15 protein-coding genes, 1 tRNA gene and 1 other RNA gene are annotated in these 18,607 nt (G+C 55.4%); 7 read left to right on the top strand and 10 right to left on the bottom strand.

Features of this window, described 5'->3' with window-relative positions:
* Positions 1 to 132: 132 nt before the first annotated feature.
* The gene (gene bhsA, locus D5398_RS11960; RefSeq protein ID WP_120507840.1) at positions 133 to 390 is read right to left on the bottom strand and encodes a multiple stress resistance protein BhsA; all 258 of its coding nucleotides are present in this window, start codon (positions 388 to 390) and stop codon (positions 133 to 135) included.
* Positions 391 to 796: 406 nt separating this feature from the next.
* On the opposite strand from bhsA, the gene D5398_RS11950 reads away from it, so the two are divergent.
* The gene (locus D5398_RS11950; protein WP_120132770.1) at positions 797 to 1,045 is read left to right on the top strand and encodes a GlsB/YeaQ/YmgE family stress response membrane protein; all 249 of its coding nucleotides are present in this window, start codon (positions 797 to 799) and stop codon (positions 1,043 to 1,045) included.
* Positions 1,046 to 1,108: 63 nt separating this feature from the next.
* Here D5398_RS11950 and D5398_RS11945 read toward each other — a convergent pair whose 3' ends face one another.
* The 9 genes from D5398_RS11945 to atzF all read right to left on the bottom strand — a co-directional run bounded on the left by D5398_RS11945 (position 1,109) and on the right by atzF (position 13,497).
* Positions 1,109 to 1,489 carry a hypothetical protein gene (locus D5398_RS11945; protein ID WP_120507838.1) on the bottom strand — a complete coding sequence of 127 codons (381 nt, stop codon included), beginning with the start codon at positions 1,487 to 1,489 and terminating at the stop codon, positions 1,109 to 1,111.
* Between the two features lie 85 nt (positions 1,490 to 1,574).
* Positions 1,575 to 2,273, bottom strand: a complete 699-nt coding sequence (gene urtE, locus D5398_RS11940) for an urea ABC transporter ATP-binding subunit UrtE (protein ID WP_120507837.1) — start codon at positions 2,271 to 2,273, stop codon at positions 1,575 to 1,577.
* A gap of 11 nt (positions 2,274 to 2,284) precedes the next feature.
* Entirely contained in the window at positions 2,285 to 3,082 is a 798-nt protein-coding gene (gene urtD, locus D5398_RS11935) for an urea ABC transporter ATP-binding protein UrtD (protein ID WP_120507940.1), read from the bottom strand.
* Between the two features lie 8 nt (positions 3,083 to 3,090).
* Entirely contained in the window at positions 3,091 to 4,164 is a 1,074-nt protein-coding gene (urtC, locus tag D5398_RS11930) for an urea ABC transporter permease subunit UrtC (RefSeq protein ID WP_120507836.1), read from the bottom strand.
* Positions 4,164 to 5,732, bottom strand: coding sequence for an urea ABC transporter permease subunit UrtB (urtB, locus tag D5398_RS11925; RefSeq protein ID WP_120507835.1), 1,569 nt, complete (start codon positions 5,730 to 5,732; stop codon positions 4,164 to 4,166). The genes urtC and urtB overlap by 1 nt, the downstream gene beginning before the upstream one ends.
* Before the next feature lie 185 nt (positions 5,733 to 5,917).
* Positions 5,918 to 7,186, bottom strand: a complete 1,269-nt coding sequence (gene urtA, locus D5398_RS11920) for an urea ABC transporter substrate-binding protein (protein ID WP_120507834.1) — start codon at positions 7,184 to 7,186, stop codon at positions 5,918 to 5,920.
* A gap of 68 nt (positions 7,187 to 7,254) precedes the next feature.
* Positions 7,255 to 7,977: a GntR family transcriptional regulator gene (locus tag D5398_RS11915; RefSeq protein WP_120507833.1), complete on the bottom strand. Its 723-nt coding sequence runs from the start codon at positions 7,975 to 7,977 to the stop codon at positions 7,255 to 7,257.
* Between the two features lie 26 nt (positions 7,978 to 8,003).
* Complete coding sequence (uca, locus tag D5398_RS11910; protein ID WP_120507832.1) at positions 8,004 to 11,636, bottom strand: urea carboxylase; 3,633 nt, start codon at positions 11,634 to 11,636, stop codon at positions 8,004 to 8,006.
* Positions 11,637 to 11,646: 10 nt separating this feature from the next.
* Positions 11,647 to 13,497 (bottom strand): allophanate hydrolase, encoded by a 1,851-nt coding sequence (gene atzF / locus D5398_RS11905; RefSeq protein WP_120507831.1) that lies wholly within the window; start codon positions 13,495 to 13,497, stop codon positions 11,647 to 11,649.
* Between the two features lie 283 nt (positions 13,498 to 13,780).
* Here atzF and D5398_RS11900 point away from each other — a divergent pair, with 283 nt between their 5' ends.
* The 6 genes from D5398_RS11900 (at position 13,781) to D5398_RS11875 (ending at position 18,578) form a co-directional block, all read left to right on the top strand.
* Positions 13,781 to 15,226 carry an alpha/beta hydrolase gene (locus tag D5398_RS11900; protein WP_120507830.1) on the top strand — a complete coding sequence of 482 codons (1,446 nt, stop codon included), beginning with the start codon at positions 13,781 to 13,783 and terminating at the stop codon, positions 15,224 to 15,226.
* A 67-nt stretch (positions 15,227 to 15,293) separates the two neighbouring features.
* Complete coding sequence (locus D5398_RS11895) at positions 15,294 to 15,758, top strand: MarR family winged helix-turn-helix transcriptional regulator (protein ID WP_415838478.1); 465 nt, start codon at positions 15,294 to 15,296, stop codon at positions 15,756 to 15,758.
* Between the two features lie 134 nt (positions 15,759 to 15,892).
* A complete protein-coding gene (locus D5398_RS11890) occupies positions 15,893 to 16,315 on the top strand; it encodes an organic hydroperoxide resistance protein (protein WP_112291684.1) in 423 nt (140 codons plus the stop codon).
* 243 nt (positions 16,316 to 16,558) lie between these two features.
* Positions 16,559 to 18,238 (top strand): kdo(2)-lipid A phosphoethanolamine 7''-transferase, encoded by a 1,680-nt coding sequence (eptB, locus tag D5398_RS11885; protein WP_120507828.1) that lies wholly within the window; start codon positions 16,559 to 16,561, stop codon positions 18,236 to 18,238.
* A 100-nt stretch (positions 18,239 to 18,338) separates the two neighbouring features.
* Positions 18,339 to 18,415: transfer RNA gene (locus D5398_RS11880), tRNA-Pro, on the top strand.
* A 33-nt stretch (positions 18,416 to 18,448) separates the two neighbouring features.
* Positions 18,449 to 18,578: non-coding RNA, RtT sRNA (locus D5398_RS11875), on the top strand.
* The last annotated feature ends 29 nt before the right edge of the window (positions 18,579 to 18,607 follow it).

Here is an 18,607-nt window from a genome sequence, read left to right as displayed (position 1 = left end):
CCAGAATAGTGAACAGGATGGGAGAGATGCAATCGCGAAATAAGGAAAAATTTGGCATAAAAATACTGGCAAATAAAAAAGCCTGTGGAAGTCGGGCTTCCACAGGCTTTTCAGAGGGTTTTATGCGGGAGATTATTTATAGATTTCAGCGTCAGCGTGCAGTTTGTTATTACCGGTCACGGAGATGATGCGGTAAGAAGATGCGCCTGCGTCTTTCGCCTGCTGAGATAATTTCGCTTCCAGACCGCCGAGGGTGGTGGAGTTAGCCGCGGAAATTACGCCGATTTTCTGCATGTCTCCGGATGGCTGAGTAATCTGTTGAGCCGCGAAGCTGCCAAAAGAGATCAGGGAAAGGGTTGCAGCTACAGCAAAAATTTTGACGTTTTTCATGATGATTAATCCATTCAGGTTTATGAGAGTGAAAGGTGTTTGCCTTTCGATGGATGCATAATAGGCCGGATGGCTGACGATGAAAAACGGATTGATTTGAGTATCTCATTCAAAATATTTGGTCTAAATTTTACGCAATTTTACGTCCCCGTGCGGGTGGCTGACGAAACCGCATTCGTGCTGACACAGCCTGAAATTGCCTTAGATTTCTCTGCGTTTCTGTCCCTTCCTGCTGATTTTGGGCGGTTTTGTCGAAAGGGTGCTAGACTTTACTTGCAGTTCAAGAAGAGGGGCGTTGGTGTAAAACACACTTTCAGCTCGCAGGGCCTAAATAGTTCTGCTCTTGTTTAGCTAACTTGGTTGAACAATATTCACGGTAACGGAAATTTATTCGGAGGAGTCGAAAATGGGAATTTTATCCTGGATTATCTTTGGTCTGATTGCAGGTATTCTGGCGAAATGGATCATGCCTGGCAAAGATGGCGGCGGATTTATTCTGACTGTCGTTCTGGGTATTGTCGGTGCCGTGATCGGTGGCTATATCAGTACTTTCTTCGGCTTTGGTCGAGTAGACGGCTTCAACTTCGGCAGCTTCGTTGTCGCAGTGATCGGTGCGATCGTCGTTCTGTTTATCTACCGTAAAGTCAGAAGCTAAGGTTTCAGCCTTGTGTTGAAATGCTAAAAGCCGCGCAAGTCGCGGCTTTTTTGTCTCTGTTACTTACTCAACAGGTGATGTAGGCAGCCGTACGATGTCCTGGTTGTCATTGCCCATCCAGTAAACGCCTTCCTTCGCCCAGAACGGGCCTTCGATAAAGTCGAGAAGATCGGAATACTCTTCGTAGAACTGTTTGCCGTCACGGTTGTACACACGCATATAACCGGAATAATGCCCGCCATCGCCTGGCATGGTCATACGCGGGATAAATTCGAATGTCCGGTACTCGCGCACCACATACTCTTTATTCGGGCTCCACTGCTCGGAGACGAGTTTCCCCTGTTTCCACCACTGATAACCTCCCGCGATAACCGCGAACAGTACCACCAGCATGATCCAGCGCTTACGCTGACGCACCAGGGCTTCCTGACTTTTGATTTTCATACTTTGTATTCTTTTCAGCGGGACTTGGAAATGGCTGTAAATGTGGCTGAAAAGTAGCAGCTTGTCTTGAAAAAGTCAGTATCGACTAAATCGCCACCAGCGCCCGCACGCCTTCCGCCTCCATTTCTTCTCCGCGACCGCGTTTGACGATGCTGCCGCGCGACATCACCAGATAGCTGTCGGCGAGTTCGGCGGCGAAATCGTAGAATTGCTCGACCAGCAGGATTGCCATGTCTCCTCGGGCGGCAAGCTGTTTAATCACTGCGCCGATTTCCTTGATAACTGATGGCTGAATGCCTTCTGTCGGTTCGTCGAGGATCAGCAGGCTGGGTTTGCAGGCCAGCGCGCGGCCAATCGCCAGCTGTTGCTGCTGACCGCCGGACAAATCCCCGCCGCGACGATGTTTCATTTCCAGCAGGATCGGAAACAGGTGGTAGATCTCGTCCGGCACCTGCCTGGAATCGCTGCCGGAAAAGCGCGATAAGCCCATTAGCAGATTTTCTTCGACCGTCAGGCGCGGAAAAATTTCGCGACCCTGCGGGACGTAGGCAATTCCCGCCTGCACGCGCTGGTGCGGTTTGCGGTTATTGATCACCTGATCCTGCCAGCTGATGGTGCCGGATTTCGCCGGGACTAGCCCCATCAGGCATTTCAGCAGCGTGGTTTTGCCGACGCCGTTTCGCCCGAGCAGGCACGTCACTTCGCCGATTTTGGCCTCGAAGGACAGGCCGCGCAGAATATGGCTGCCGCCGTAAAACTGATTCAGTTCATTTACCTGCAACATAATGCAATTCCTCAGCGCCCTAAATACACGTCGATAACCTGCTCATTGGCCTGCACTTCCCGCAGCGAACCTTCGGCCAGAACCTGTCCCTGATGCAGAACCGTCACGTGATCGGCGATGGTTTCTACAAACCCCATATCGTGCTCGACCACCATCAGCGAATGCTTTCCCGCCAGCTGTTTGAACAGCTCGGCGGTGTACTCCGTTTCGGCATCGGTCATGCCTGCTGCCGGTTCATCGAGCAGCAACAGATGCGGCTCCTGGACCAGCAGCATACCGATTTCCAGAAACTGTTTTTGACCGTGTGACAGCAGCCCTGCCGGACGATGACGTTCAGCCGCCAGACGCAGTGTGCCGAGCATTTCATCAATGCGGTCGCGCTGTTCGCTGTTCATTTTGGCGCGCAGGCACGCCCACACCGACTTATTGGTTTTCTGCGCGATTTCCAGATTTTCGAACACCGTCAGCGCTTCAAACACCGTCGGTTTCTGGAATTTGCGGCCGATGCCGGACTGCGCAATGCGTACCGGATCCAGCTTCGTCAGGTCGGTGCGCTGATCGTAAAAAACACGGCCACTTTGCGGTTTGGTTTTTCCTGTTATCACGTCCATCAGCGTGGTTTTCCCTGCGCCGTTCGGGCCAATCACACAACGTAATTCGCCGACGCCGATGTTCAGCGACAAATTGGTCAGCGCCTTAAATCCGTCAAAACTGACATTGATGTTTTCCAGCTGCAAAATCGGATCGGTTTGCAGGCGATGCCTGTCCGCCAGATGCGGCTGGGTAAACAGATCTTCGGTCATGGTCATCGGGCTCATCAGGATTTCCTCTTGCGCAGCAGGCCAATCACGCCTTGCGGCAGGAACAACGTCACCAGAATAAACATGCCGCCGAGAACAAATTGCCAGTATTCGGGAATGGCGACGGTGAACCAGCTTTTCGCACCGTTGACGATGCCCGTGCCGATAATCGGGCCGATCAGCGTACCGCGCCCGCCGAGCGCCACCCAGATGGCGGCTTCGATGGAGTTGGTTGGTGACATTTCGCTCGGATTGATGATGCCGACCTGTGGCACATACAGCGCGCCCGCCAGACCGCACAGCATGGCGGAAATCGTCCAGACGAACAGCTTGAAACCTTTCGGATCGTAGCCGCAGAAAATCAGCCGGTTTTCGGCGTCGCGCACTGCCGTCAGCACGCGGCCATATTTACTGCGTGCCAGCGCGAAACCGAGCGCAAGGCTCGCGACCAGCACCAGAACCGTCGCCAGAAACAGGCCGACGCGCGTGCCGGTGGCGGTGACCGGAAAGCCGAGCAGGGTGGTGAAACCGGTAAAACCGTTATTGCCGCCGAAGCCGGTTTCATTGCGGAAAAACAGCAACATACCGGCGTAGGTCAGCGCCTGCGTCATTATGGAAAAATACACGCCTTTGATTTTTGAACGGAAGGCAAAATAGCCGAACACAAATGCCAGCGCGCCGGGCACCAGAACGATCAGGCACAGCGCCCAGGCGAAATGCTGAGTACCTGCCCAGAACCACGGCAACTCGTTCCATGACAGAAATGACATAAAGTCTGGTAACCCGCTGCCTGCGGCCTGGCGCATTAAATACATGCCCATCGCATAGCCGCCGAGCGCAAAAAATAATCCGTGACCGAGCGATAACAAACCGGCGTAGCCCCAGACCAGATCGAGCGCGATCGCGACGATCGCATAACAAAGGATCTTTCCTGCCAGCGTCAGCGTATAGGTGGAGATCGCCAGCGGATTTGTGGCGGGCAGCAGCGCCAGAAACGGCATCACAATCAGGATGATGAGCACCAGCGCGCCCACCGAAATCGCAATCTTCGGCGCTTTTTGTACGCCGGTAATCGTCAGAGGCTGGCTCATCAGTCAATCACCCTGCCTTTGAAGGCGAAGAGTCCTTGCGGACGTTTCTGGATAAACAGGATTATCAGCGCGAGGATCAGGATTTTGCCCAGTACCGCGCCGATTTCCGGCTCAAGGATTTTGTTCACGATGCCCAGACCAAAGGCCGCCACCACGGTGCCTGCCAGCTGTCCGACGCCGCCGAGTACCACTACCAGGAACGAGTCGATGATGTAGCCCTGACCGAGTTCCGGGCCGACGTTGCTCAGTTGCGACAGCGCGACGCCGCCTAGTCCGGCAATGCCGGAACCGAGGCCGAACGCCAGCATATCGACGCGTCCGGTCGGCACGCCGCAGCAGGCCGCCATCGCGCGGTTTTGTGTCACGGCGCGTACGTTCATGCCGAGGCGCGTTTTATTGAGCAGCAGCCAGGTCAGGCCGAGTACCAGCAATACAAAGATGATCACCGCGATGCGGTTGTATGGCAGCACCAGATTGGGCAGCAACTGAATGCCGCCTGAAAGCCAGCCGGGATTCGCTACTTCGACGTTTTGCGCGCCAAACAGCACGCGCACGCCCTGAATCAGGATCAGGCTGATGCCCCAGGTCGCCAGCAGAGTTTCCAGCGGACGACCGTATAAATGGCGGATGACGGTGCGCTCGAGCACCATACCCATCCCCGCCGTGATGAAAAAGGCCACCGGCAGCGCGACCAGCGGATACAGCGCCAGCAGCCCCGGCGCGTAATGCTGAAACAGCGACTGCACCATGTAAGTCGAATAGGAGCCGAGCATTAACATCTCGCCGTGCGCCATGTTAATCACGCCCAGCAAGCCGTAAGTGATCGCCAGACCGAGCGCAGCGAGCAGCAGAATTGAGCCGAGCGATAAACCGGTAAAGGCCTGCCCCAGTAAATCGCCGATCATCAGACGATGCTGCACCGCTTTCAGGCTGGCGAGCGCGGCGTCACGCACCGTGGCATCAGGCTCAGTTTTCGGGTCAGTCAGGCTCTGCAAACGGCCTTGTGTGTCCGGATCGCCCGATGTGCCGAGCAGCTCAACGGCTTTCAGGCGCACCTGCGGGCTGGCATCGGTCAGCTGTAAATTCGCCAGCGCGATGGAAAGGGCGTCGTGAACCGCACTGTCTTTTTCCAGTTCAAGACGATGAGTCAGCAGCGGCAACTGGTCGGCCTGCGCTTCACGCTGTAAGGATTTGGCGGCCTGCAATCGAACGGCGCTGTCGGTGCTGACCAGGCGATGCGCGGAAAGCGCATTGGCAATCAAAATACGCAGGCGGTTGTTCAGCCAGACTTTTTTAGCTTCACCCTGCGGTTTTACGTCGCCTTCCAGCGGTGTCAGCTGATCGCCGTTCCGGATGAACGCGTGTTTCGCTTCGTCGGTGACGACGTTTTCCTGCTTCAGCGCCTCAAGCAGCGGCAGCCTTTCCGGCTGCGGATCCGCCGCCCATTGCTGTAATAACGTCGCCTGCTGACTGCGGCTGGCGGCAGCAAAGTCATTCGCCGCACCCGCCTCGGCCAGAAGCGGAAGGCAACAAAGCAGGAAAAGCAGTGGCCTGATGAGGATTCTCATAATGTTCTCGCCGCATAAAGTTGATGCTGGTTGGCTCCTCCCCCTGCGAAGGGGGAGGCCGGGAGGGGGTTTTGCAGACAACCTGAGATTCCATGTTGCCATTAATACCCCACCCCAACCCTCCCCTTCGCAGGGGAGGGAGCTGACCGGTTTATCCAACCACCCCTTCGTTCGAGGGAGCTTAATCAGTTAACCGTTTTCACCGGGGTATCTGGCTTTTTATCGTTACCCGCGATGTACGGGCTCCACGGCTGGGCGCGGATAGGTTTGTCGGTCTGCCAGACCACGTTGAACTGACCGTTGGATTCGATTTCGCCGATCATCACGGGTTTGTGCAGGTGATGGTTGGTTTTATCCATGGTCAGCGTGAAACCGGAAGGTGCAGCGAAGGTCTGCCCGGCCATGGCGGCGCGGACTTTATCCACATCCGTCGTCCCGGCTTTTTCCACCGCCTGAGCCCACATATGGATGCCGACATAGGTCGCTTCCATCGGGTCGTTGGTCACAGCGGTATCGGCATTTGGCAGTTTGTGAGCTTTGGCGTAGGCCTTCCATTCGGCCACGAATTTCTTGTTGGTCGGGTTATCGACAGACTGGAAGTAGTTCCATGCGGCCAGATCGCCGACCAGCGGTTTGGTATCGATGCCGCGCAGTTCTTCTTCGCCAACCGAGAACGCCACTACCGGCACGTCGGTCGCTTTTACGCCCTGATTCGCCAGCTCTTTGTAGAACGGCACGTTGGAATCGCCGTTGATGGTGGAGATCACCGCAGTTTTTCCGCCCGCGGAGAATTTCTTAATGTTGGAAACGATGGTCTGGTAATCGCTGTAACCGAACGGCGTATAGACTTCTTCGATGTCGCTGTCTTTCACGCCTTTGGAATGCAGGAAGGCGCGCAGGATTTTGTTGGTGGTGCGCGGATACACGTAGTCGGTGCCGAGCAGGAAGAAGCGTTTAGCGGCGCCGCCGTCTTCGCTCATCAGATATTCCACCGCCGGAATGGCCTGCTGGTTAGGCGCGGCGCCGGTGTAGAACACGTTTGGTGACATCTCTTCACCTTCGTACTGCACCGGATAGAACAGCAGACCGTTCAGCTCCTCAAACACCGGCAACACAGATTTACGCGACACCGACGTCCAGCAGCCGAACACCACCGCGACTTTATCCTGTGTCAGCAACTGGCGGGCTTTTTCGGCGAATAACGGCCAGTTAGAGGCCGGATCGACCACCACCGGTTCCAGTTTTTTACCGAGCACGCCGCCTTTGGCGTTGATGTCGTCAATGGTCATCAGCGCCACGTCTTTCAGCGGGGTTTCTGAAATGGCCATAGTGCCGGAAAGCGAATGCATGATACCGACTTTAATGGTGTCGGCAGCCTGCGCGCTCCAGGCTAAGCCCATGCTGACTACGGTGGCGGAAAGAGCAAAGGCTTTAATAAAACGTCGACGTTGCATAGATGTACCCTCTGAAAAAAGTTAAGAGAACGCTGTTATGTAGAAAGTCGAAAAAACATTTAAAAAAGTCATGACGGGTTGCCCTCGTCACTCTCCGCCCGCGCCTGGTGCAGCATATGCAGAGTAATTTTGCGCACCTCGGCTTTACTGACGGCAATGTGATCGTGTAGCTGGCGCTGTGCCTCCTCAGTTTGTTGATGAATGATGGCGAGCAAAATGCTCGCGTGCTCTTGGTAAGTGGCGTTCACACGCTCACCTTTAGTGAAATCCAGCCGCCGGATGATGCGGATTTTCTCCGTCAGCTCGCGGTGGATACGCGCCATTTCGGCGTTTCCGGCCGCAGCCACCAGCGTCATGTGAAACTCTTCGTCATAGCGCGAAACCAGCTGACCATCAGCCAGTTGCGGCTGATCGACCCAGAACGCTTTCAGTTCAGCCAGTTGCAACGGCTGCAAGGACGGCGGAAGGGCGCAAAGACGCTTCACCGCTTCCAGTTCCAGCACGATGCGCAGATCGTAAAGCTGTTCGAAAAAGTCGAAATCGAACGGGCGAACCTGCCAGCCGCTGCGAAAAAACACCTCGACGTAGCCTTCGTGTTCCAGCCAGAACAGCGCCTGACGCACCGGTGTCCGGCTGACGTCCATCCGGTCAGCGATGTCGTTTTCGCTGAACCGGTCACCCGGCAGCAGGCGGAAACTGAAAATGTCGTCTTTCAGCTGTTGATAAATACGTTCCGCCAGTCCTTCCGGACGGCTTTTACTGCGTGAAGATTTCGGGCCCGTCAGTTGCATGAGTTGTTCCCTGTTTGTCGATAGCGTTAAACGGCTGTGTCCAGCCACAGCAAGGCATCACCCGGCCCGACCGGACGACCCTGCTGGCAACTGATTTTCAGTACGGTTCCGGCACAGGGCGCATTCACCGAGAGTTCCATTTTCATGGCTTCGACGACGATCAGCGGCTGGCCTTCTTCGACCTGCTGACCCGGCTCCACCAGGATTTTCCAGACGTTACCGTTCAGATCGGCGCTGACTAAATGACCGTCCTGACCCGCATCGTCTTCTACTAACTGCACGGCATTGGCGGCGGCTTCCACGGCAACGCTTTCCGCTTCCTGCCAGTGCGCAACTTCGCGAGTAAAAGCTTGTGACTGTTTTGTGCGAAAATCAGCAATATCGGCGGCGTTGTCGGCAAGAAATTGCGTATATTGCGCAAAATCGAACTCGGTCTCTTCGATGCGAATTTGAGCGCGGCCTTCGCGGAACGCGTCGCGCTGAATGTCCAGTTCGGCTTCGGTGACCTCGTAGAAGCGCACCTGATCGAAGAAGTGCAGCAGCCACGGCTCGCCGTTTTTGAACTGCTCGTTTTTCAGGAACTTGTTCCAGATAGGCAACGTGCGGCCCACCAGCTGATAGCCGCCCGGCGAATCCATGCCATAAATGCACATGTACATGCCGCCGATACCCACCGTGCCTTCGGCGGTAAACGTGCGCGCCGGATTGTATTTGGAACTGAGCAGGCGATGGCGCGGATCGACCGGCACCGCGCACGGCGCGCCGAGGTACACGTCACCCAGTCCGAGGATCAGATAGCTGGCATCGAAAATGATATTTTTCACTTCATCGCGGTTCGCCAGTCCGTTGGTGCGCTGGATGAAATCGACGTTATTCGGCAGCCACGGCGCGTCGGCGCGCACGGTTTGCTGATAGCGTTCGACCGCGCCGAGCGTGGCGGAATCTTCAAATGCCATCGGCATATGCACGATACGGGTCGGGATTTTGAGCTGGCTGACATCGGTCAGGTTGTGTTCCAGCGTCAGTAAATGCTGGAGCAGCGCCGTCTGATGCAGCACGCGGCTGTCGTAGCGGATTTGCAGCGAACGCACGCCCGGAGAAAGTTCTTCAATGCCTTGCTGACCCGCGGCTTTGATGGCGTTCATCAGCAGATAAATGCGCATACGCACCGCCAGATCCAGCACGTTATCGCCGTACTCAATCAGCACGTAGCCATCGCCCGCCTGACGATATTCCACCGACGGACGCTCTGCTGTGGCCGGTAAGGCCGCAAGAACAGTGGCGGATGCGGTGGTATCCGGCAGCAGTGACGGCACTGGCAGTGCCATTGCATTGACCGGCATCAGCGAATCGAGCGTGCCCTGCTGCGCCAGTTCCAACGCCTGCGCCTGTTCAAAACTGATCGGATGGAAACGGATTTTATCGCCCGGTTTTACCTGTCCGACTTTCCACAATTCGGCTTTCGCTATGGTCACCGGACAGACGAAACCGCCGAGGCTCGGCCCGTCTCGGGTCAGGATGACCGGGAAATCGCCGGTGAAGTTAATCGCGCCGATAGCGTATTCACAGTCGTGCACGTTCGACGGATGCAGACCGGCTTCGCCGCCATCCTGGCGCGCCCATTGCGGTTTCGGGCCGACCAGCCGCACACCGAGACGGTTAGAGTTGTAATGCACCTGCCATTCGGATTCGAAGAAGGTATCGATGGAGGCTTTAGTGAAGAAATCCGGCGCGCCGTGCGGCCCATAAAGCACGCCGATATTCCAGATATCACCGTAAGGCGGCACGATATTTTCCGCTGCTGCCTGCGGCAGACCGACCGGCGCAGGCGTGGTGCAGGCGGCGAGTTCCGGCTGCGAAACGGTGAGCATATCGGCGACGCGCAGCGTGCGACCGGCGTGGCCGCCAAACTGCCCGAGCGCAAAGGTCGAGCGGCTGCCGAGATAGACCGGCACGTCGAAACCGTTACGCACCGCGAGATAGGTGCGGCAGCCCTGCGTCGCGCGCCCCAGTGTCAGCGTCTGACCGGCTTTTACATCCACCGGCTGCCAGTAAGAAACCGGTTCGCCATCGAGCGTGGCGGGACAACGTGCGCCGGTCAGGGCGATAGTGGCGTCGCAATGAAAACGCAGCGTTGGCCCCTGTAATGTGAACTCCAGACCGGCGGCATCCAGGTGATTACCGACAATGCGGTTGGCGAGGCGGAAGGCAAAATCGTCCATCGGGCCGGAAGGCGGCACGCCGATATCCCAGTAACCGAGACGCCCCGGATAATCCTGCACGCTGCTGTACGTGCCGGGCGCGATGACTTCGATGGCTTTTGGCGCGTAGGCAAAACTGTCAAGCATGCGCGTCCACATTTCGCTGTCTCGAAACACCGGCGTGGCGACCACCTGACGCAGATAATCAATGTTGGTGGCGATGCCGTGCAGACGTGTAGCGGCAAGCGCAGCCGACATTTTTGCCAGCGCGTCCAGACGATCCGTACCGTGAACAATCAGTTTGGCGATCATCGGGTCGTAAAACGCGGAGACTTCGCTGCCGGTTGAAACCCAGCCGTCGACACGCACGTCTTCGGGGAAAAACACTTCGGTCAGAACGCCGGGACTAGGCTGAAAATTTTTCAGCGGATCTTCGGCGTAAATACGCACTTCCATCGACGCGCCCTGCGGGGCTTTTTCCATCGCAGGCCAATCCAGAGGCTCGTCTGCGGCGACTTTCAGCATGCAGTCGATGAGATCCAGACCGGTGACCATTTCGGTGACCGGATGTTCCACCTGCAAGCGGGTATTCACTTCGAGGAAATAGAATTCGTCACGCGCGGCGTCATAGATAAATTCAACGGTACCGGCGCTGCGATAATTCACCGATTCACCCAGCTGCACGGCGGCGCGGTGTAATGCTTCGCGGCTGGCCTGTGGCAGATTCGGCGCAGGCGTTTCTTCCACCACTTTCTGATTACGACGCTGCAACGAACAGTCGCGTTCACCGAGCGCTACCACGCGGCCTTTGCCGTCGCCAAAAATTTGTACTTCGACGTGACGGGCACGATCGACAAACCGTTCCAGAAACACACCGGCGTCGCGGAAAAATTGCTCGCCGAGACGCTTCACGCTGTCCCACGCGGCGCGTAATGCCTCTTCGTCGTCACAACGTGTCAGGCCAATGCCTCCGCCGCCAGCGGTGCTTTTCAGCATGATCGGATAACCGATGTCCGCAGCAGCTTTCACGGCATCTTCAATACTTGCGAGCAAACCGGTACCCGGCGTCATTGGAACATTCGCGGCCCCGGCTAATTCGCGGGCGCGATGTTTGAGGCCAAACTCGCGGATTTGTCCGGCGGTCGGGCCGATAAAGGCAATCCCCGCCGCTTCACAGGCATCGGCGAATTCTGCGCTTTCAGATAAAAAGCCGTATCCCGGATAAATTGCCTGCGCGCCGGTTTCTTTCGCGGCGGCCAGAATTTTGTCGATCATCAGGTAGCTGTCACTGGCCTTTTCGCCGCCCAGTGCGATAGCGATATCGGCCTGCGCGACGTGTGGCGCATTGCGGTCAGCGTCGGAATAGACAGCCACGCTGGTGACGCCCAGACGTTTCAGCGTGCGGATGGCGCGGCAGGCGATTTCGCCACGGTTAGCAATTAATACGGTGTTAAACATGTGCGCGCCCTCAGTTTTTTACCGGTGATGAATTCAGGCTTTGGATGTAACTTCTCCAGCCGCCAAATACCGTGATATCCGTGGCTTCCGGGATCGCCCACGGCTCGCAGATAAAGCCTTTCACGGTGCGACCATCGGCGAGTTCAAGCGACCCGATACCGAGTGGTGCAGGGATTTCAGCGACGAATTCTCCAAAGCGCGCCAGCGGGATATCCCACAATTCGACGATAATTGCGCTGCCGCTTTCAGCCCGCACCAGCCCCGGTTTTGGCGGTTTGGTGTTGGCGAGGGCGTAAAGTTTGTAGGTCGCGGCGGTCGTGGTTTGCTCGACGCGCACCGCGTTTCGGCTGGTGAGCTGGAAATTGAGCGGCATACCGGTCAGATGAGCACCCACCACGGCGACGCGCACGCTGGCAGCACTGGCCGGCGCGGCGGTCATGAATTCTTCGGGCTTCATCGCAAGCCCGGTAGCACCGAGCGGCAGGCTCAGGCTGCGCTGCCATTGGCGGCCAAAGCTCGCCAGCGCATCGTCATGCCAGGCAGGGGCGATCAGCGTGATACCGGCGGGCAGGCCGTCGGCGCGCAGACTGGAAGGCAGTGCCAGCGCGGACAAATCCGCCAGATTAGTGAAGTTGGTGTAAATGCCGAACTGCGAGTTGTAGAGCACCGGCTCCTGCACCATCTCTTCCTGCGTGCGGATGGTCGGGGAGGTGGGCACGACCAGCGCGTCAAATCCTTCCAGTGCCAGATTGATTTTGCGTGAAAGCTCAGCCCGTAAATATTCGGCGCGCCAGGCGTCGCACGCGGTGTAGTTCAGGCCGTTGGCAACAATCCCACGGACTACCGGATCCATCACCTCAGGGCTTTCTTCGAAAATTTCGCCGACGGCCACGGTGCGCTCAGCCACCCATGCGCCGTAATACAACTGCTCCGCCAGCTCGCGGAACGGAGTGAAATCAATCGCTTCCAGCGTGACGCCATTGTGACGCAGGCGATCGATTGCCTCACTGAACGCTGCTTGTGCCAGATCATCACCAAAAAATTCCACACGGTCAGGGATGGCGATGCGCGGCTGAGCCGGAAAGGCCACCGGCGCGGTATGCGGATTTTTGCGCGAATAGGCATCGGCGGCGTCATATCCGCCTGCGGCATGGGCTATGGTTTGGGCGTCGCCCACGGTGAGTGCAAAAATGGAGACGGCATCATTGAGGCGACAGGCCGGAACCACGCCGGTATTCGACAGCCAGCCTTTGGTCGGTTTCAGCCCGACGACATTGTTAAAGCCAGCCGGCACACGCCCGGATCCGGCGGTATCGGTGCCCAGCGAAAAGGCGACCAGACCGCGTGCCAGAACAGAAGCCGAGCCGGAGCTTGAACCGCCGCTGACGTATTCAGGATTGAAGGTATTGCGCACCGCGCCGTAAGGGGAGCGGGTACCGACCAGTCCGGTGGCGAACTGATCGAGATTGGTTTTACCGATGACCACCGCGCCTTTGGCTTTCAGATTGGCAATCACGGTGGCGTCGGCTTCTGCGGTATAGGCAAATGCCGGACACGCCGCCGTCGTCGGCCAGCCCGCGATATCCATATTGTCTTTAACGGCAAACGGCACGCCAAACAGCGGCAGGGCGCTCAGCGAACCTTCGGCTTGGTCTCGCAGGGTTTCAAGACGGATGATTTGTGCTTCAAGCTGTTCTGCCGTGGCGAGATAAATCCAGGCATTGTCAGTTTCACTCAGGCTCCCGAGAACCAGAGAAAGCGTGGTGCGCAGACTGCCCGGCGCACTGCGGTAATGCTGCTGCCATTCCCGCAAGGTAAAACCGCGAAAGGGTGATGCGACTGTATCTGGAGCTGGAGGCATGGTTTGAATCCCATCTGGTATACAAGATTGAATTCATCTAAGCAAAGCCTGTGCCATATTATTATTCATTGATATTGTTGGGTTTATGTTTTGTTGCATGACCGTGTTGTATATTTGTTGCACCACAGAGGGAATGCAACTGAACAAAAATGGGGCGAAAATTTGCGCTTCGCGCCGTCCTCACCAATCCTGATAACATTATGGTGTTTCTCTTATTGCTCAGAAGCGGCATATTTTTTAACTCAATCTTTGCGCCAAACTTTCTTTAGGAATCTCCGACCTGATGCAACTTCGTCGTCTTTCTGAACGCCTGAAAAAACTGTTACTGGCGCTGATTCTGGTGATTATTACTCTTTTGGGTGTGCGGACTTATGACGCCTTGCAGGGGCCGCCGCTCGAGCCGTGGCACAAACTGGTGCCGGACGAGCTGAGTACCGAGCAACTGGATAACAGCGACTGGCCCGCCTATCTGCGCGCCGAGCAGCGGGCTTTTGTTGAAGTAAAGCAGGAAGTGACGGACAAACTCGACAGAGAAGACCGTATCCCGCTGAACCGCTATTACGATCGCAGTCCGATTTATCCTGAACATTTTGCGCAGGACTGGAACCGTTCTTATGAGCTGATGCCAAAAGGAAAACCGGTCGGTGCGGTGGTGCTGTTGCACGGCCTGACCGATTCGCCTTACAGCCTGCGCCATATAGCTGAAGATTATCGTCGTCGTGGGTTTGTCGCGGTCGGTATCCGCCTGCCGGGACACGGCACGGTGCCGGGCGGGCTGATCGGCGTGGACTGGGAGCAGTGGATGGCGGCAACGCGGCTGGCAATTCGTGAGGCGCGGCGTGCAGCCGGCGCGGAGGTGCCTTTGCAACTGGTCGGTTTCTCCAACGGCGGCGCGCTGGCGATGAAGTACACGCTGGATTCGCTTGATGATCCGGGCCTGGCGCGGCCATCCCGTGTGGTGTTGATTTCCCCAATGATTGGCGTGACGAGTTTCGCGCGCTTTGCAGGATATGCGGGCTGGCCGGCGATTTTCCCGGCCTTTGCGAAAACCGCCTGGCTGAATCTGATGCCGGAATTTAATCCGTTCAAATACAATTCCTTTCCGGTGAAAGCGGCGCGTCAGTCTTATCTGCTGACCCATGTTTTGCAGCAGCAAATCAGTAAAGATGCGCAGGCCGGTAAGCTGGCACAGTTGCCGCCCGTGCTGGCTTTTCAGTCGGTGGTCGATTCTACGGTCAGTGCCCGCGCGGTGGTGACGGCGTTGTTTAATCAGCTTCCCGCCAATGGCAGTCAGCTGGTCCTGTTTGATATCAATCGCAGTGCGTACGTCGGCCCGTTGCTGCGTCCTTCCTCTGAAACCGCCGTGGAGCGCCTGTTGCCAGCGCCTGCGCGTGCTTATCAGACGACGGTGATTACCAATGCTTCGCCGGATGAGGCGGCCACAGTAGCGAAAACCACGTTGGCGGGGCAGGACAGCACTTCCGTTATGCCGCTCGGTCTGAATTATCCCTCAGAGTTTTATTCGCTTTCCCATGTCGCGCTGCCTTTTCCGACAGACGATTCACTGTACGGGCGCAATCCGCAAGGTCCAGCGCAATTTGGACTCCGGCTTGGTACACTGGCCGCACGGGGCGAAAGTGGCGCGCTGGTGGTGAGTATGGATCAGCTGATGCGGGTTTCATCTAATCCGTTTTATCCGTATATGTTGCAGCGAATTGAAGGGTTCTGATCCTGACCGGTTCAGTTAAGAATAAAAAGAGCTTGCGATTATATCGCGTGCTATATATATTGGCGACATGAACATGACAACAGATACCGACTCAACACAAAACGGCATGCTGCATCTGGATCAACAGATGTGTTTCGCGCTGTACTCCGCGAATCTGGCACTGCATAAGGTTTACCGTAAGTTACTCGGGCAACTCGACCTTACGTATCCACAATATCTGGTGATGCTGGTGCTGTGGCAGCGTGATGAAGTGACGGTATCTGAAATCGGCGAAAAGCTGTTTCTCGATTCTGCCACCTTAACGCCGCTGTTAAAGCGTCTGGAAACCGCCGGTTTACTGATGCGTCAGCGGGCGAAAGCGGATGAGCGTCAGGTGATTATCTCCCTGACCGCAGAAGGCAGGGCGTTACGCGAGAAAGCGCAGGGTATTCCCGAAGCTATTTTGTGTGCGACGGATTGTGAGGTCGGCGAAATTGTCGCGCTCAAACAGCAACTGGAAGTATTGCGGTCTAAACTTCAGGATAAAGCGTAAGCCTGTTTGCGTTGAATATTGTTAAACAGACGAGTCTGAAGGAGCATCTTAGATTCGTCTGGTAGAATCAAATAAGTAGCGTGCGATTAAATCGTTTAATATTTTTATAACCCTCACTGATTAAGGAACGAAATATGTCTATTGAAAAAGTTGTGTATCGTGCTCATGCCTCAGCCACCGGTGGCCGTGATGGTCGTGCGACTTCTGACGACGGCGTTCTTGACGTCAAACTGGGTGTTCCAAAAGAAATGGGCGGTATGGGCGGCGGCACCAACCCTGAGCAGCTGTTCGCAGCGGGCTATTCCGCTTGTTTCCTCGGCGCACTGAAAGCTGTGGCAGCCCAGGAAAAGATTAAGATCCCTGCGGATGCGAAAATTGAAGGTGCAGTAGGTATCGGTGCAATTCCTGGCGGTTACGGTATTGAGGTTCAGCTGGATATCACCCTGCCGGGCTTCGAGCGCAGTGAAGCTGAAGCACTGGTCGCGAAAGCCCATCAGGTGTGCCCGTATTCCAATGCGACCCGTGGCAACATCGATGTCACATTGAATATTAAGTAATTTTCCAGTGATACCGCCTTCACCAGGGGCGCTATGAGGAAATATCAGGGAGGCTTCGGCCTCCTTTTTCACGTCTTAAATACTCTCTCTGGATTTGTTAACTCCTCTGTGCAGCGCTTATGTCATGCTGTTCATGCAGGTGTGTATATAAACGTAATCTCAGCATATTCCGTGAACTCGATGAGCATAAACATGTCACAATGATTCAGAATCTTTCAAAAAACTTCCGGAAAATCACATTACATGAATAGAGTGAAGACTCTATCGCAGCAAAATATCTCAATATTGTTAGCGATTTACATTGGCATTTTCCTGAATGTCTCCGTGTTTCAACGCCGGTTTGCCGCTTTAATTAACCATTTCACTTCCATTGAACTGTTGCAGGCGGTCACTGAAGTTTGTGCCATCGTGTTGTTTACCTTTTTCGTCCTGCGTTTAATTTCGCTGGGGGGGAAACTGTTTTTCCGCATTATCGCCTCATTACTGGTGCTGATTTCGGTAGCAGCCAGTTATTACATGGTGATGTTCAACGTAGTGATTGGGTACGGCATTGTGGTTTCAGTTATGACCACAGATATCGATCTCAGTAAAGAAATCATCGGGTGGCATCTGTTTATCTGGATGGTGCTGGTCAGTGCTGTTCCGTTGTTCCTTATCTGGAAAAACAACCTGAGCCTGACATTGAATGAACAGATAAGGACGCCGGGAGCGCGCGCGCTGCCGCTGATCGTTCTGCTGGCGACGGCACTTCTGGTCTGGCTGCCGCTGCGTTATCTCGACCACGAACAAAGTGTGAATGAGAAGAAAACCAACGTTGATTTGCCGAGCTATGGCGGCGTAGTGGCGCACTCCTATCTGCCTTCTAACTGGCTGGCAGCACTGGGTTTATATGCTTATACGCAGGTCGATGAGAGCCAGGACTCCAGTCATTACTTTGATCCGGCCAAGGAATTTACCTATGTGCCGCCTGCGGATATCGACGATACCTACGTCGTGTTTATCATCGGTGAAACGACCCGCTGGGATCACTTAGGCATTCTGGGATATGAGCGCGATACAACGCCGCGTTTGTCGAAAGAGAAGAATCTCGTAGCGTTCCGTGGCACGTCTTGCGATACGGCCACGAAGCTGTCGTTGCGGTGTATGTTTGTGCGTGAAGGCGGTACGGCGGATAACCCGCAGCGTACGCTGAAGGAGCAGAATATTTTTGCGGTGATGAAGTCTCTGGGCTTCACCTCAGAGCTGTTCGCCATGCAAAGCGAGCTGTGGTTCTACAACAACGCGGATACCAACAACTTCTCTTTCCGTGAAATCATCGCCTCCGAGAAGCGTAACGACGGTAAACCGGTCGATGACATGCTGCTGGTCAACGAGTTACAGGAATCGCTGAGGACGCATCCGAAAGGCAAGCATCTGGTGATCCTGCATACCAAAGGCTCTCATTATCTGTATTCGCAACGTTATCCGCGCAGTTATGCCCGTTATACACCGGAATGTAAGAGTAATACCTGTACCAAAGCGGAACTGATCAATGCCTTTGATAACAGCGTGTTGTACACCGATACTTTCATCGACAGCGTGATTGATCAGTTGCGTGATAAGAAAGCGCTGGTGTTTTATGCTTCCGATCACGGCGAATCGATTGATGAGAACTCTCATCTGCACGGTACACCACGCGAAATGGCGCCACCGGAGCAATTCCGCGTGCCGATGATGGTATGGGCATCAGACCGTTTCCTGGAGCAACCGGATCACAAACTGGCGTTTGAGCAGTTACAGGCGCAACAGCGGGTCGGTGCTAAGAAACGTCACGTTGAATTGTTTGACTCAATTTTGGGTTGTCTGGGCTATACCTCGCCGGACGGTGGCATCAATCCGGCGAACAACTGGTGTGCAAAACCTCAGGCAGAACAGAAGCTATAGGTGAATTTGTCGGCGTATCGGATGAAATCTGGTCAGTCAGTTCGGATGTCATAAAAAGCCATTGACGCTCTGAGGGGGTCGCAGTAAGATGCGCCCCATTCGGCGAGTAGCGCAGCTTGGTAGCGCAACTGGTTTGGGACCAGTGGGTCGGAGGTTCGAATCCTCTCTCGCCGACCACATTTGAAAAACCTGCTTTTAAAGCAGGTTTTTTTTCGTCTGTAGTAAATGAGGATGAGAACCTCCGAAGGAGGTTTGAGCCGAGCGAAGCGAGACCACGTTGCTTTAGCAACGGCCCGCAGGGCAAGCATCGAAGATGCGCGTCATCCTCTCTCGCCGACCACATTTGAAAAACCTGCTTTTAAAGCAGGT

The sequence above is a fragment of the Rahnella bruchi genome (assembly GCF_003614975.1).
GTDB classification, from domain to species: domain Bacteria; phylum Pseudomonadota; class Gammaproteobacteria; order Enterobacterales; family Enterobacteriaceae; genus Rahnella; species Rahnella bruchi.
Note: the sequence above shows the minus strand (reverse complement) of the source record. Positions and strands in the feature narration are given on the sequence as shown.